The sequence below is a fragment of the Mucilaginibacter pineti genome (assembly GCF_900101875.1).
Taxonomy (GTDB): domain Bacteria; phylum Bacteroidota; class Bacteroidia; order Sphingobacteriales; family Sphingobacteriaceae; genus Mucilaginibacter; species Mucilaginibacter pineti.
On sequence record NZ_FNAI01000002.1, the window covers coordinates 147,028 to 160,975 of the forward strand.

Genomic DNA, 13,948 nt, shown 5'->3' on the forward strand with positions numbered 1-13,948 from the left:
TATTAGATGTGAGATATGAGATAGGACAATTAAAAAATTCAGTCTCAAATCTCATATCTCACATCTTATATCTACTTACACATCTCAAATCTAACTAAACCGCCACATTGTTTTCCCTAAGCGCATCGTTAAGGGAAGTTTTTTTGTCGGTTGATTCTTTACGGGTACCGATGATAAGGGCACAAGGCACCTGGTAATCGCCAGCCGCGAATTTTTTGGTATATGAACCCGGGATAACTACCGAGCGTGCAGGTACACGACCTTTGTACTCAATAGGGGTTGAATGGGTAACATCAATAATTTTGGTTGATGCGGTTAGCACTACGTTTGCGCCCAATACGGCTTCGCTTTCAACGTGTACACCTTCAACCACGATAGCGCGGGAGCCTAAAAAGCAATTGTCTTCAATAATAACAGGGGCAGCCTGCAATGGCTCCAATACACCACCAATACCAACACCGCCGCTTAAATGTACATGCTTGCCAATTTGCGCGCATGAACCAACAGTAGCCCAGGTATCAACCATTGTACCTTCATCAACATAAGCGCCAATGTTTACGTACGATGGCATCATGATAACACCTTTTGCCAAATGCGCACCATAACGGGCAATACCATGAGGTACTACACGCACGCCGGTAGCTTTATAGTCGGTTTTAAGGCGCATTTTATCATGAAAAACAAAAGGACCAACCTTAATTTCTTCCATACTGCGAATAGGGAAATACAGTATAACCGCTTTCTTTATCCACTCGTTTACATGCCAGCGTGTGCCAATAGGCTCGGCAACACGAATTTCGCCTTTATCTAAACGTTCAATAACGGCTTCAATAGCATTGATATAATCACTATAGTTTAGCAGATTCCTGTCTTCCCAGGCATCTTCAATAAGTTTTTTCAGATCTTGCATTGGTAAAATTAAACTTTTGGCAAATTAAAGGATTTTTAGGGAGAATTGCTTGATTTAGGTGAATGTGTTAATGGGGTTATGTGTTTTGTTAAATATATTGCGATACAATAAGTGTAATGCAGTTTAAGTTAATGGTATTTGTTTAAAGGTTATAAGTTACTTAAAAGGAAATTTGCTATAATTGTAATACCATTAATTTACTATTGATCACAACCTAACCTCCCCTGTGCAATGACTCCCCTCATTTTCTTTTTAATTGCCTTGTTATCAGTTTCGGCTTTGCTGATTGTTGGAATCGCATTTTTTAGTATTCTCAAGTTTATCAAAAAACGCTATTATCCCAATTGGAAATTCCCCGACTATGTAAGCGTTGGCTACGCCGAGTACCTTTACCATAAATTTATAAAGAACGACCTGGAAGCCTGGCAAAAAAAACAGCGGTAACAAAAAAACGCTTAATTTTGTAGTTTAACCGCTTGCCCGGAAATTTTGGACTAAACTAATACCATGCCCGAAAAAGAAAAACTACGAATAGATAAGTACCTGTGGTCTATAAGGCTTTTTAAAACCCGCACGCTGGCTTCTGATGCCTGCAAAGCCGGGCGTGTAAAGCTGGATGGCAAAAATATAAAAGCATCATACGAAGTAAAAATAGGCGATACCTACCAGGTATCTAAAGGGCCCGACCGTAGGATGGTCCGTGTTACCGGGCTGCTGGAAAGTCGTGTGGATGCAAAAAAAGCGGTTGATTACTACCTTGATGTAACCCCGGTTGAGCAAACGCAGGCGTTTAAATCAATGTTCCAGGCCCCCATACTAAAACGCGACAGGGGAACCGGCCGCCCAACTAAAGCCGACAGGCGCGAAATAGATGATTTAAAGGATAACTTTTTTGAGGAGAAGGAAGAAGAGTAAGGAATTTGAAGAGTATTGAATTTGAAGATTTGATGATTTGAAAATTTGAAGATGGGAAAGCAGATGTTTTTAAATTAAAAGATTGTGTGGTTTCAAATCTCGATATTGAAAAGCAATCTTCAAATTTTCAAATTCCCAAATCTTCAAATCAGTTAGTAGTGCGTTTTATTCTCTTCAATTTCCCAGAGTTTAAAGGCGGGTAGGGCTTCATCGCGCAGCATCTGTATAAAAGGGAGTTTGCGCTTTTCCATTGGGCTTTCCAGCTCGTCGTAAATGGCATGGTCGTCAAAACCAATGGCGGCCGCATCGGCCTTGGTATTGGCATAGTAAACCTTGTCTATACGTGCCCAGTAAATAGCGCCCAGGCACATGGGGCAGGGTTCGCAACTGGTATAAATTTCGCAGCCCGACAGATCATACGTACCCAGCTCCTGGCAAGCCAAACGGATAACCGAAACTTCGGCGTGCGCGGTTGGATCATTAAGCGGTACCACACGATTGGCGCTGCGAGCCAGGATCATGCCATCCTTAACAATAACGGCACCAAACGGACCGCCCATCCCTTGTTTCACATTATATTCAGACAGCTCAATGGCTATCCGCATAAATTTTTCCTGCGCCGTATTTTCCATAGTCCCCTAAATTAAAAAACCTCAACCGAAGTTGAGGTTTTTTTCTGTTTGAATCAGAATTTTCAGAATTTTTAAATCAGCACAATTTCAATTTGAAATCTGCACATCTAAAATCTGCATATCTAACAAATTATTTCTTGTCTTTAGCGTAAGCGTCGTTTAGTCTTTTAACAACATCGCCGGTAACATCCAAAGTAGCATCGCCATATAATACAGTAGGGTTGGCTTTTGAATAAGTTAATACCAGTTTGTAGCCTTTTTCTTTAGCGTAAGCTTTAGTGAAATCGGCAATCTTGTCGTATAATTTTGCATTTTCGGCACCTTGCTCTTGCTGAAATTCGGCAGTAGCATTTTGCTGGTAACCTTGCAGTTCTTGCTGTTTACGCTGTAACTGCTGCTCTTGTGTCTGGCGCTGATCGGCAGGCATAGTGGCTGCATTTTTTTGGTATTCGGCAACCTGGCGCTGAAAAGCCTGGCCTTTAGCCTGCAGATCTGCTTGTGAAGCCTTGCCTTTTTCTTCAAGTTTTTTATTCATGTCTTTTGAATAATCGTACTTGCTTAATAACGAGTCGGAATTGATGTAAACAATAGTTTCTTTACTATCTACAGTTGCGGCAGTTGAAGCAGCTGGCTTGTCAGCAGTTTTATTTTGATTGCAGGCGGCTAAGCTTCCGGCAATTGCTATCCCTAATGTGAATTTTGTTAAAATTGAAGCCGTAGTTTTCATTTAATGATTGATTTTTGCGAGTTTATTTATTGGGCGTTTAAGTTGTGCAATTTATAATGTTTTTGTGTTTGCACAGCGCCGTTTGTTTTTTTAATTAAAAATTTTGACAAAGATAAACTTTCATGCCAAGTATCCTAATTAGATGTGCAGTCTTCAGATACAAGTATTAAATTTTGCTGTTTATCAAGTTTTTATAATTATTACTGTTTATTAAGAAACTATTTATTTTTTAATATAAAATTAAAGCGATGAAAAAAGTTTCTACTTGTTTGTTTTTATTGAGCATGTGCTTTTTGGCGTGTAAAAAAGATAAATCCCAAGGTAAGGGGGTAGATATGGGTACAACACATCAGGTAAGTTTCAATGTAAGCGGATTCACCCAAACTACAGGCCCGGTTACTAATAGTATAAAAAGTGTAAGAGCAGCTTCTGTAATTAGTACGATAACCCAGTTACGATACCTGATATATAAGGCTGATGGCACCTTAGTTCACCAGTTTATCCAGGCATCAACCAATACAGGGTTTGGGCAAATTTCAGATAACCTTGCCAATGGAACCTATACCGTGGTTATTGCCGCCGGGCAAGACGGGCTGGATATTTATAAGCCTGAGGCATTATCAACGGGGCAGTTAACTTATAATTTGGCTAATATGCAGTATCTTGATGTGTATGTGTATCAACGTCCACCGATCAATTGGGTGAGATGGGGAGATGTTTTTTATAAAAAGTTTAGCCTTACTGTGACCGGAGAAGACATAAACCAAAACATTGCAGTAGACCGAATTGTTTCAAAGTTGACCGTAAAAATGCCAGCCGACGGTATGGCTGAATATGAATATGTGAGAATTGGATTGAATGAGCCAATAGCTATTGGTTTTCAGCAACCAATTACCAATACTAATCTTGTTAACTACAATTTTGTGACCCCTGAGTTTGATAATGAATACATCCACTCTTATCCTCCTGGAAAAATCTTGACTATCAGTACTTATTGCTACATTTTGAGCAACGCGACTACAGTTGAAATTTCGTATATACCAGGAAATAATACGATAGCAAGAAAGGTGGTGACTGATGTAGTATTGCAGGCGAACCATGAAACTATACTAACCGGGAGCCTTTTTGGAAACTCTGAAACAAATAGTTTCATCGTGTCGACACCTGGTTGGGACCCGTTAAATATTAATGTGCCATTTTAAATACGCTTTTTAATAAGCTCAATTATTTAAATACTTAAATCCAAATCAATGAAAGCGTTAACTTTATTTTTCTCAATAGTTTGCCTGTTTCTTTTTTCATGTAAAAAAAGTCATCAAAATAATAATACTGCGAAACCTAAAATGTATCAACTTAGCTATAGTGTAAGCTCATTTTCGCAGCAAATAATACCGATAAAAAATGCCGCAGGGCAAAAAACTAATAGTCTGGCGGTAAATGCTTCTTTAAAGGACTCCTTAGATGTGCTTTATTTTTATTTGTATGACTCACAAAATAAGCTATATGATACCTTAACCCAGACATCATCCTACTCCTATCCCTTTGGAACCATCAGGGATAGTGTAGCAGCTGGCGCATATACTGTGGTTTTTATGGGTATAAAAGATGTAGAGGCTGTTAACGGGTATAAAGTTAACGGTCCTACGGTTAGTAGGACTACTGCTCTCTTGAGTTGGCCAGAAGTATTCAGTAAAAAAATTGCTATAAATGTTTCGGCCTCAACCCCCAATCAACATCTGGTGCTGGACAGGGTTGTGGGGCAAATACAAGTTAATATACAGGATGCGCTACCCAGTAACTATGCTTCGGTTAAGGCACAACTTCCTGGAGACAGCACCTATTATGCTATTTATAACCCAACCAATCCTACAGGCGTAGGTGATGCTATTTATAACAGAACTATCTCTGCGCAAGAGAGGGCTGCCTCACCACCTTTTCAGTTCAGTTTTTTTACCAGGCAGTTTTCGTCCCCATTTACATTAACCCTAAGCTTTTATGATGCGCAGGGTACGCTCTTGTTTACAAAGGCAATACCCAATGTTACCTGTAAACAAAATACCAGAACCATATTAACCGGAAAACTTGTTTCAAATACCAGCAGTAATTTTCAAATAACTTTTAATTCAGACTGGGGAAGTGTTAATAATATGCCGTTTTGACCGGATAAGATAAAAGGAGGTAATTACACTATATAACAACCTGAGCTGGGTATATTTGTCCGTTTTTTATCCACAATAATTCGTCAATACCGGCTAATTTTTGTACTTTTGAAGGTTGTTGTACTAAATAAATATGAGCGAAGAAAATCAGGACAAATCCAATTATTCAGCAGATAATATACAGGTATTAGAAGGTTTAGAGGCGGTACGTAAGCGGCCGTCCATGTACATTGGTGATACAGGCGTTAAAGGTTTGCACCATTTAGTATATGAGGTTGTCGATAACTCTATCGATGAAGCCCTTGCCGGCCACTGCGACACAATTAAGGTTTTTATATTAAAAGATAACTCGATAAGGGTTGAGGATAATGGTCGCGGTATCCCAACCGCAATGCACACCAAGGAAAAAAAATCGGCCCTGGAAGTTGTAATGACCGTACTGCACGCCGGTGGTAAATTTGATAAGGATACTTACAAGGTATCGGGCGGTTTACACGGTGTGGGTGTTAGTTGCGTTAACGCGTTATCTATTCACCTAACTGCACTGGTTTACCGCGAAGGTAAGGTGTGGACACAGGAATATTCTGAAGGTAAACCTTTGTTTGATGTAAAAACCATTGGCGAAACCGACAAAAGAGGTACCACTATTATCTTTAAACCGGATGCTACCATTTTTACCCTTACTACCGAGTATAAATACGATACGCTTGCCGGCCGTTTACGCGAGCTGTCGTTTTTAAATAAAGGCATTCGCCTTACATTAACTGACGAGCGTATCCCTAACGAGGATGGCAGCTTCCCATCAGAAGAGTTTTATTCAGAAGGTGGCTTGCGCGAGTTTGTTAAGTTTTTAGATGGCACACGTTCAACCATCATACCCGAGGCTATTTATCTTGATGGTATTAAAAACGGTATCCCGGTTGAGCTTGCGTTTCAATACAATGATACTTACTCCGAAAATGTATTCTCGTACGTAAATAATATCAATACCATTGAAGGTGGTACCCACGTAGCGGGTTTCCGCAGGGGCTTAACCCGTACCTTAAAGGCCTATGCCGATAAATCGGGTTTGTTAAAAAACATGAAGATTGAGATTACCGGTGATGACTTCCGCGAGGGGTTAACGGCTGTAATTTCGGTAAAAGTGCAGGAGCCGCAGTTTGAGGGGCAAACCAAAACCAAATTGGGTAACAACGAGGTAATGGGTGCTGTAGATATGGCGGTAGGCGAAATTTTGGGTAACTTCCTGGAAGAAAACCCGAAGGAAGCCAGGATTATAGTAAACAAGGTAATTCTTGCTGCTACGGCCCGTGCCGCTGCCCGCAAGGCCCGCGAACTGGTACAGCGCAAAAGCGTAATGACAGGATCTGGCTTGCCGGGTAAACTGTCTGACTGTGCCAATAACGATCCGGCGCTTTGCGAACTTTACCTTGTAGAGGGCGACTCGGCAGGTGGTACTGCCAAGCAAGGCCGCGACCGCGAATACCAGGCTATTTTGCCACTGCGTGGTAAAATCCTGAACGTGGAAAAGGCTATGGAGCACAAGATCTACGAGAACGAAGAAATAAAGAACATGTTTACCGGCCTTGGTGTAAGCCGTGGCACACCAGAGGACGATAAAGCGCTTAATCTTACCAGACTGCGTTACCACAAGATCATCATCATGACGGATGCGGACGTGGATGGATCGCACATTACAACGCTGATCCTTACTTTCTTTTTCCGTTATATGAGAGAGCTTGTTGAGGCTGGTTATGTATATATCGCTTCTCCGCCGTTGTACCAGGTTAAAAAAGGTAAAGAATCTGAATATTGCTGGAACGATGTACAGCGCGATGCTGCCATACAACGCCTTAAAGGACAAGGTAAAGAGGATAGCGTACACGTACAGCGTTACAAAGGTTTGGGTGAGATGAACGATATTCAGCTTTGGGATACCACCATGAACCCTGCAACCCGTACCTTAAAACGTGCCACAATTGAAAACGCCGCCGAGTGTGATCATACCTTTAGTATGCTAATGGGCGATGAAGTTGCACCACGCCGTGAGTTTATTGAGCGTAATGCAAAATACGCTAAGATAGATACGTAGGAAGCTGCCCCGGCAGGTGCTGCGCATTATAATACATACAGACCGTATCATTTCATGATGATACGGTCTTTTTTTTGGCCATTTTGTTCATTTGTAGTTTAACGGTTGAATATTAACCCATATTAAATATAATCTCTGCTTATTTGTATAAATCAATTATTAAACAAAACAATACCTTGTAACATAACCGTTTACGAAAAGCTATTGCGTAAATATTTATGAGTATTCATGCCAATAGCTCCCTCCAATTAAAACGGTTTTTACATGACACAATTTTTAAAAAAGGCCTTTATGGCTATTGCGCCCGGTAATTTTTTGCTAACCTCAACTATAGACGAGGTTAAATTTCAGGGCTATAACCGCACCGGTTTCGGCGGCCGCGGGGTGTATTTAAAAGGTATTGATTATGAACTGGAACTAAAATACCTCAAGTATTTTATAGGCGAAGGTTCGGTATTAATTGATGTGGGTGCCAACTCTGGCATCTATAGCATGATGGCCGCAAAAATTGTGGGCAGTAAGGGAACGGTACTATCGGTTGAACCCTTCCCGGCTATGAGTGCCATGCTGATAAAAAATGCCGAGCTTAATAATTTTAACAATGTGCGCGTTCGCACCTTTGGAGCAAGCGATAAAACGGAGGTTAAAACCTTTTGGCTCAATGGCAACAAACCTAACTCCTTTAGCTTTTCTATCCAGGATGGCGATGCCAAAAATCTATCGTTCCTTACCGTTAAGCTCGATGAGCTGTTTGAATGGGAACACCTGCAGCGCCTTGATTATATAAAGATAGATGCCGAGGGCGAAGAGGATAACGTATTGAAAGGTGCCGAGCAGATCATCGAGAAATTTCACCCCATTATACAGGTAGAGATGACCCAGCGCATGCCGCAATCTATCCCAAAAGACTACAAGATCTTCCATATCCCCACAAGCGATAATCATGTTTATATCCCCGGTAACAGCAACAAAATACAGGTAGCCATAGATCTGGGCTGGGAAATGATAAAATAGCACGAAAATTTTTAACTCTTAACTGATCGAATGAAGCCCGCTTTTAGGGGGCTTTTTACTTTTTTATTTATATACATAATTTTGTTATGTATATAAATAATTTATACATTTGATCTATGAGCACAAACCCACTGCTAAAAGGCACGCTGCAAACCATTATTCTGAAACTACTGGAAGATAATGCCGAAATGTACGGTTATGAAATTACCCAAAAGGTAAAGGAAGTAACAGCAGGCGAGATCATGCTTACCGAAGGTGCGCTTTACCCCGCCCTGCACAAGCTGGAAGCCGATGGTTTTCTGGAAACCTTTACCCAGGTGGTTGATAACCGCGTACGCAAATACTATCGTCTTACTGAGGAGGGCGGTAAAGAGGTAACAAGTAAATTAAGCGAGGCACAATCATTTATTGAGCAGTTACAAGCATTGTTAAACCTTAAACCGGCTGTAAAATGAAACTATCTAATGATGAGCTGATGTGGATAAATGAGCGTATGAAAATATACGACATTAAATTCCAGGAAATATATAACGAAATTTTAGACCACATCATTACCGCCATTGAAGAAAAGCGTACCAATGGCGATAAGCGGGATATCCTGGAAGTTTTTCAGAACGTAGTTGATGATCATTTTGGCGGCTATGTAGGAATTGAGAATCTTTCGCTTGAACAGGAAAAGATTTATCTTAAAAGCGTGAAGACAGCCTGGATGCGGAGTTTTAAATATTACCTTAACTGGCCAATGTTGGCTTTTACCGTGGCAGCAGTTCTGCTGAGCTTTCAATTACCCAATGTAAAGTTTGTGAGGGCATTTTTACTGGTGGGGATATTTTTGTTAGCCTTTTCGCCCATGGTGTATGCACAAATTGCCCTGGCCGGCAAATTTAGAACCATCAAGGGGAAAAAGTCAATTTTAAAAGGGCATTTACTTACCCGTACAATGATTCCCGCTACAGTGCTTAACTCCATGATCTATATGCCTCAGTTTTTCTTTATTTGGAACGATAATGAAAACTACTGGAGTAATTTTAAGCACATACCCGTAGCCTTTTTTGTACCCGTATTAATGTTGTTTGTATTGTTGAATTTAACCGCCATCCGTTATTGCAAAGAGGTGATCGCCGCAAAATCATTATTATAAAAACCTAAATCCTATTAAATGAAACCATCTGTAAGCCAGGATAAACAATTAAAAGATTACCTGCGTAAGGCGCTAAAATACCGCGAAACGTACGAGGAAGTGTATGATCACACTTTAAATGCATTAAATGAGATGGCTTTAAATGAACTGCCGTTTCAGGATAGTATTAACCGCATCATCGCAAATGATTTTGGAGGCCCCCGCGGTTTGGCAACTATGGAAAGGAGTCATGAAAAAAGCTTTTACAATGTCACTATAAAAAAGCAATGGCAGTATTTTAAGCAATGGTTTAAATTTCCCTTGCTTCCGGTTACTATAGGTTTGTGTATATTAATACACGTGCTATCTACAGCTATTCCGGCAGTAATTAGCCTGCTTTTACTGTTTGCAGGTGTTGTTTTTCCGGTACTTTTAACCAACATCAGGTATTTTAAAGCGGGATTAGTTTTAGGTAATACCATGAAATCCATACGTGATTATCCGTTCAGGCGGGTAGCATTTTTACCCTTAAATGTTGTATACCTGCAAATTGCATCTTCGGCATTAATTTATGTATTCCAGGATTTTTTACACCTTCATTTAAATAGTATAACCATAGTGCCCGGTTATCAGTTCATGAGTTTACAGGTAAGCCAGGTGGCTTGCAGCCTGATGTTTACGCTAATTATTCTGCATGAACTATGCCTTTATAAATTGTATAAGGAAGAACTTAAAACGCTTAAGCAAATAGCGTAAGTTTTACTTGGTGGGCTTTTTAAATTTTAATACCTGCTTGCCGTAATCAATCACGGCCTTGTATTTCATGAGGATATCGCCGCCCAAAACACCCAATACCTCGGGGTGGCCCATTTGGCGGTAGGCTATGTTAATGGTCGATAGATCTAAAACGGCCACTTCAAACATATCAATTTTAAGGCTGCCAATTTTCATCCCTTTTATAGTAGCCGTAAACGACTCCATGGTGTTAGTGCCCAGGCCTGTTGATAACCTGTCGCTGGCCAAAATAGACGTAGCCTCGCTGGCGGCCGCAAGCATGGTTTGGTCAAAAGCAGTTTTTGATGCGCCGGTATCCAGCACTACAATAAAAGCCTTTTTAAACAAGATCACCTCAACCAGCGGATGAAAGCCGTCGTCATGAAGGTCAATGATCTGGAGCGGGATAGATATAGCCATCCGATAATGATAGTAATTTTATTTAATGATCCGGGAAAAAGTGTAAAGTTTAATATAAAAAATGTGAAGCATATTGAACACATCAGCCAGCACATATATATCTATATTTATTTTATAGATGTTTAAATAATAAGCTTCTGTATTAATGCTCAAATTAACTTATATATCTGTTTACCTGTTATAAATAAATATGGAAAGAGGAGTTATTAAAGACATTGTAGCCTGGGATATTGTAAACTGGTCAAGCGCAATAAAGTACTGGGAAGATAATGCCCAGGTTACCAATAAAAATTATGAATGCCTGGAGTTAGGGTCAAGTAAAGGGGGAATGTCCCTGTGGCTTGCGTTAAATGGCAACAATGTGTTGTGTACAGATCTTAACGGACCGGAAGACGACGCCCATCGGATCCATGAGAAATACAGATGTACCCCCAGGATTACTTATGCCGCTATGGATGCTACCAATATTCCGTATGAAAACCATTTTGATGTGGTTATATTTAAATCGATAGTAGGCGGCATCAGCAGTGGTAATCAGCAGAACAAAGCAAAAACGCTTAATGAGATCCATAAGGCGCTTAAGCCGGGAGGAAAGTTGCTGTTTGCAGAAAATTTAGAAGCTACTTTTTTACACAAAATTTTGAGGCGGAATTTCGGAACCAAAGGCTGGAATTATTTAACCTTCAACGAAATAAAGGATGTGTTTTCATCTTATCATAAAGTGAATTACAAAACCACTGGTTTTTTTGGATGCATGGGCCGCAACGAATGGCAACGCAACTTTTTAGGAAATGTAGATAACATGCTTAGCTGGGTAATTCCCAACAGAAGCAAGTATATAGTAATGGGCGTAGCCGAAAAATAATTACCGAATTGGTGAGCTACGGATTTTCATAGTTTTAAACCAATAATTCAAAATTATTAAAACGGATACCCGATAGCCAGGTTAAATACGCTGCGGTGGAAGTTGAGGTTCCATTCTTTTTCACCCGGTTGCCTGTATGGTGCGCGGAAAGGTACACCCAGATCGGTACGCAGTACCAATACCGACAGATCGAAACGTAACCCGAAACCCGCATCCACGGCTATCTGGTTAATAAAATTTTTGTTGAACACACCGCCCGGCTGTAATGGATTTGAATTTAACGACCATATATTACCCGCATCAACAAACAAAGCACCGCGCACTATACTGAATAATTTAGGCCGGAACTCGGCATTGGCCTCAATTTTTATATCGCCCGATTCATCTGGAAGGAAGTCGCCATTGCTTAGGTTTTTGGTAGGGTTATATGATCCCGGCCCGATAGACCGCGCCTGGAAACCACGTAAACTGTTTGGTCCGCCTATGAAAAACTGCTGGCTGTAAGGTAGCTGGGTAGAGTTACCATAAGCATAACCAACACCCACAATAAACCGGGTAGCAAATGAACTGTTCAAGCCGAGTTTATGGTAGTAACGTACTTCGCTCTCTAATTTAACGTACTGATTAAAGGTGGCGCCAAAAAGCTTGCGCACCTTACCTTTTAATGTATCGGCACCGGTTAATATACCGTACAGGTTATTCGACAGGCCAATTTTACCATTGTAATAAAGCGTATTGGTGCGGTAGTCTTCGGTGGTATTGGTATAGGTGTAGCCGTAGCTTGGGCCAAAAGTAAGCTGTTTATCAATAACGTGTTTTAAGGTAGGGTTGCCGGTATTCTTTATACTATCCTGGTACAATTGCGATACCTCCCGCGGGTTCACAAAAGTAAAATTCAGGATGTTTAACTCATGTGACCGGTGTACCGATTCTTTCCACTGGTAACCGAACGAGGCATTGAACGAATTTAGCGTGTATAGCTTTTGCCGGTTAATGAGCGTATAGCCCAGCGTTAAATTGGTATGCGGGATATAAGCATTGTCGGATTTTGGGTAGAACGGACTGATGAACCGCGGCCACGATAAGGTAGTGGTAATACCCGCCTGGTATACATCAAAGCCGTTGTTATTGCCGCCAAACTGTACATCGGTGCTTCCAAACAGGGTAACACTCAGGGCTTCGCCGCCTTTAAAAGCGTTACGATTTTTCCAGTTAAGATTAACCTGCGTACCCGTGTAATTGGCCGATGTGGTACGCCCCAAAATTTCCAGCTGTAATGATTTCTTTTGATAAGGGGTTAAAAAGTAATAGACATCCAGCTTTGGCGAATCGGGGGTTACATCCTCAAAACGGTTCTTTACAAATTTGTAAGGGCCAAGGTTTACAAACCTGTTTAACGAATTGTTATGCGCGGTGCGGTTATACGCATCGTTAGGGTGCAGCTGAACGGTATTGGCAAAAGCATAACTGTTGATGGTTTTTCTTCTTTCAACCACATTATACCAGCGATATGGTTTAGCCTTATCCATCATCAACGAAGTATCAGTTAGCGAATAGCTTGGATACACATAAATATTACGAATGGTATAAATTTCCTGCGCGCGCTCGGCAATGTCGTTTTTTACTTTCACAAAAATGTCAACCTGATGACCTGCAATAGTGCTGTCCACCCGCATGATCAGATCCTCGGGTGCAAAGAAAAAGAAACCTTCTTCCTTTAATCGGGCATCAATCCGCAGGCGTTCGTTTTTAATTACATCGAGGTTGTACTTATCGCCAACCTTTAAAAAAGTTTTGGCAGCAGCACCGGCAACGGCGGTATCAATACTTTCGTTACCCTGCGGAAATATCACCTTCCGTATTTTATAACCCGGACCGGTTTGAGCGGTGTAAACAGCTTTTGCGCTTTTGCCCTTGCTTATGGTATCGCCGCTAACCTGCGCCTGAAAAAAGCTTTGGTTTTGCAGCCTGTTCTGTAAAATACTACTGTTTTTTCCCAGATCTACAGCGCTTACAAGTACGGGTGGTTCGCCTTTGCCATGCAGCCAGTGGGCAAGGCCCTTGGTTTTTTTGGTTTGTGTAATATTCCACAGGTATAGTTTAAACTTTAAGCCCAGGATAGAACTGTTGGGTAAAGGCCTCAGCAAAGTTTGCAGATCGGTACTCAGTGCTTTGGCGTCACTTTTTTTCAGGTCTTTATCTTCTACCTTTATTGTTGCGCCGGTATATAATTTTTGACCGGGCGCCAGGTATTTTGTATTACTGCAAGCGCTTAATACAACAGATAGTACCAGTATATATCCTAATTTTTTAATCATGA

The 13,948-nt window shown here is 40.9% G+C and carries 15 protein-coding genes; 10 read left to right on the plus strand and 5 right to left on the minus strand.

Translation table 11 applies throughout. The features are described 5' to 3' along the window. Positions 1-94: 94 nt before the first annotated feature. Positions 95-910: a 2,3,4,5-tetrahydropyridine-2,6-dicarboxylate N-succinyltransferase gene (locus BLS59_RS04975; protein WP_091145508.1), complete on the minus strand. Its 816-nt coding sequence runs from the start codon at positions 908-910 to the stop codon at positions 95-97. A 231-nt stretch (positions 911-1,141) separates the two neighbouring features. Between BLS59_RS04975 and BLS59_RS04980 the strand changes: the two genes are divergently transcribed. Then, positions 1,142-1,354, plus strand: a complete 213-nt coding sequence (locus BLS59_RS04980) for a hypothetical protein (protein WP_091145511.1) — start codon at positions 1,142-1,144, stop codon at positions 1,352-1,354. Positions 1,355-1,417: 63 nt separating this feature from the next. Next, positions 1,418-1,825 (plus strand): RNA-binding S4 domain-containing protein, encoded by a 408-nt coding sequence (locus tag BLS59_RS04985; protein WP_091145515.1) that lies wholly within the window; start codon positions 1,418-1,420, stop codon positions 1,823-1,825. 152 nt (positions 1,826-1,977) lie between these two features. Here BLS59_RS04985 and BLS59_RS04990 read toward each other — a convergent pair whose 3' ends face one another. Further along, positions 1,978-2,457 carry a nucleoside deaminase gene (locus BLS59_RS04990; protein WP_091145517.1) on the minus strand — a complete coding sequence of 160 codons (480 nt, stop codon included), beginning with the start codon at positions 2,455-2,457 and terminating at the stop codon, positions 1,978-1,980. Between the two features lie 130 nt (positions 2,458-2,587). Next, positions 2,588-3,184 carry an OmpH/Skp family outer membrane protein gene (locus BLS59_RS04995; protein WP_091145521.1) on the minus strand — a complete coding sequence of 199 codons (597 nt, stop codon included), beginning with the start codon at positions 3,182-3,184 and terminating at the stop codon, positions 2,588-2,590. Between the two features lie 248 nt (positions 3,185-3,432). On the opposite strand from BLS59_RS04995, the gene BLS59_RS05000 reads away from it, so the two are divergent. The 7 genes from BLS59_RS05000 to BLS59_RS05030 all read left to right on the plus strand — a co-directional run bounded on the left by BLS59_RS05000 (position 3,433) and on the right by BLS59_RS05030 (position 10,325). After that, a complete protein-coding gene (locus BLS59_RS05000; RefSeq protein WP_143014045.1) occupies positions 3,433-4,386 on the plus strand; it encodes a hypothetical protein in 954 nt (317 codons plus the stop codon). A 141-nt stretch (positions 4,387-4,527) separates the two neighbouring features. Beyond that, complete coding sequence (locus BLS59_RS05005) at positions 4,528-5,343, plus strand: hypothetical protein (protein WP_143014046.1); 816 nt, start codon at positions 4,528-4,530, stop codon at positions 5,341-5,343. 133 nt (positions 5,344-5,476) lie between these two features. Continuing rightward, positions 5,477-7,435 (plus strand): DNA topoisomerase (ATP-hydrolyzing) subunit B, encoded by a 1,959-nt coding sequence (gene gyrB / locus BLS59_RS05010; protein ID WP_091145532.1) that lies wholly within the window; start codon positions 5,477-5,479, stop codon positions 7,433-7,435. 264 nt (positions 7,436-7,699) lie between these two features. Further along, positions 7,700-8,449: an FkbM family methyltransferase gene (locus tag BLS59_RS05015; RefSeq protein WP_091145535.1), complete on the plus strand. Its 750-nt coding sequence runs from the start codon at positions 7,700-7,702 to the stop codon at positions 8,447-8,449. A gap of 116 nt (positions 8,450-8,565) precedes the next feature. Beyond that, the gene (locus tag BLS59_RS05020; protein ID WP_091145538.1) at positions 8,566-8,904 is read left to right on the plus strand and encodes a PadR family transcriptional regulator; all 339 of its coding nucleotides are present in this window, start codon (positions 8,566-8,568) and stop codon (positions 8,902-8,904) included. Then, positions 8,901-9,590 (plus strand): hypothetical protein, encoded by a 690-nt coding sequence (locus BLS59_RS05025; protein WP_091145542.1) that lies wholly within the window; start codon positions 8,901-8,903, stop codon positions 9,588-9,590. Before BLS59_RS05020 ends, BLS59_RS05025 begins: the two co-directional genes overlap by 4 nt. A gap of 18 nt (positions 9,591-9,608) precedes the next feature. Then, positions 9,609-10,325 (plus strand): hypothetical protein, encoded by a 717-nt coding sequence (locus tag BLS59_RS05030; protein ID WP_091145547.1) that lies wholly within the window; start codon positions 9,609-9,611, stop codon positions 10,323-10,325. Between the two features lie 3 nt (positions 10,326-10,328). On the opposite strand, the gene BLS59_RS05035 is transcribed toward BLS59_RS05030, so the two are convergent. After that, positions 10,329-10,763 carry an aspartyl protease family protein gene (locus BLS59_RS05035; RefSeq protein WP_091145550.1) on the minus strand — a complete coding sequence of 145 codons (435 nt, stop codon included), beginning with the start codon at positions 10,761-10,763 and terminating at the stop codon, positions 10,329-10,331. A 190-nt stretch (positions 10,764-10,953) separates the two neighbouring features. Between BLS59_RS05035 and BLS59_RS05040 the strand changes: the two genes are divergently transcribed. Further along, positions 10,954-11,628 (plus strand): class I SAM-dependent methyltransferase, encoded by a 675-nt coding sequence (locus tag BLS59_RS05040; protein WP_091145552.1) that lies wholly within the window; start codon positions 10,954-10,956, stop codon positions 11,626-11,628. Between the two features lie 56 nt (positions 11,629-11,684). On the opposite strand, the gene tamL is transcribed toward BLS59_RS05040, so the two are convergent. Next, positions 11,685-13,946, minus strand: a complete 2,262-nt coding sequence (tamL, locus tag BLS59_RS05045; protein ID WP_162842555.1) for a translocation and assembly module lipoprotein TamL — start codon at positions 13,944-13,946, stop codon at positions 11,685-11,687. Positions 13,947-13,948 lie beyond the last annotated feature (2 nt).

Excerpts from the sequence above, each read along its gene's own strand:
- BLS59_RS04975 (WP_091145508.1), bottom strand. The coding sequence starts at position 910 with ATGCAAGATCTGAAAAAACTTATTGAAGATGCCTGGGAAGACAGGAAT.
- BLS59_RS04980 (WP_091145511.1), top strand. The coding sequence starts at position 1,142 with ATGACTCCCCTCATTTTCTTTTTAATTGCCTTGTTATCAGTTTCGGCT.
- BLS59_RS04985 (WP_091145515.1), top strand. The coding sequence starts at position 1,418 with ATGCCCGAAAAAGAAAAACTACGAATAGATAAGTACCTGTGGTCTATA.
- BLS59_RS04990 (WP_091145517.1), bottom strand. The coding sequence starts at position 2,457 with ATGGAAAATACGGCGCAGGAAAAATTTATGCGGATAGCCATTGAGCTG.
- BLS59_RS04995 (WP_091145521.1), bottom strand. The coding sequence starts at position 3,184 with ATGAAAACTACGGCTTCAATTTTAACAAAATTCACATTAGGGATAGCA.
- BLS59_RS05000 (WP_143014045.1), top strand. The coding sequence starts at position 3,433 with ATGAAAAAAGTTTCTACTTGTTTGTTTTTATTGAGCATGTGCTTTTTG.
- BLS59_RS05005 (WP_143014046.1), top strand. The coding sequence starts at position 4,528 with ATGTATCAACTTAGCTATAGTGTAAGCTCATTTTCGCAGCAAATAATA.
- gyrB (WP_091145532.1), top strand. The coding sequence starts at position 5,477 with ATGAGCGAAGAAAATCAGGACAAATCCAATTATTCAGCAGATAATATA.
- BLS59_RS05015 (WP_091145535.1), top strand. The coding sequence starts at position 7,700 with ATGACACAATTTTTAAAAAAGGCCTTTATGGCTATTGCGCCCGGTAAT.
- BLS59_RS05020 (WP_091145538.1), top strand. The coding sequence starts at position 8,566 with ATGAGCACAAACCCACTGCTAAAAGGCACGCTGCAAACCATTATTCTG.
- BLS59_RS05025 (WP_091145542.1), top strand. The coding sequence starts at position 8,901 with ATGAAACTATCTAATGATGAGCTGATGTGGATAAATGAGCGTATGAAA.
- BLS59_RS05030 (WP_091145547.1), top strand. The coding sequence starts at position 9,609 with ATGAAACCATCTGTAAGCCAGGATAAACAATTAAAAGATTACCTGCGT.
- BLS59_RS05035 (WP_091145550.1), bottom strand. The coding sequence starts at position 10,763 with ATGGCTATATCTATCCCGCTCCAGATCATTGACCTTCATGACGACGGC.
- BLS59_RS05040 (WP_091145552.1), top strand. The coding sequence starts at position 10,954 with ATGGAAAGAGGAGTTATTAAAGACATTGTAGCCTGGGATATTGTAAAC.
- tamL (WP_162842555.1), bottom strand. The coding sequence starts at position 13,946 with ATGATTAAAAAATTAGGATATATACTGGTACTATCTGTTGTATTAAGC.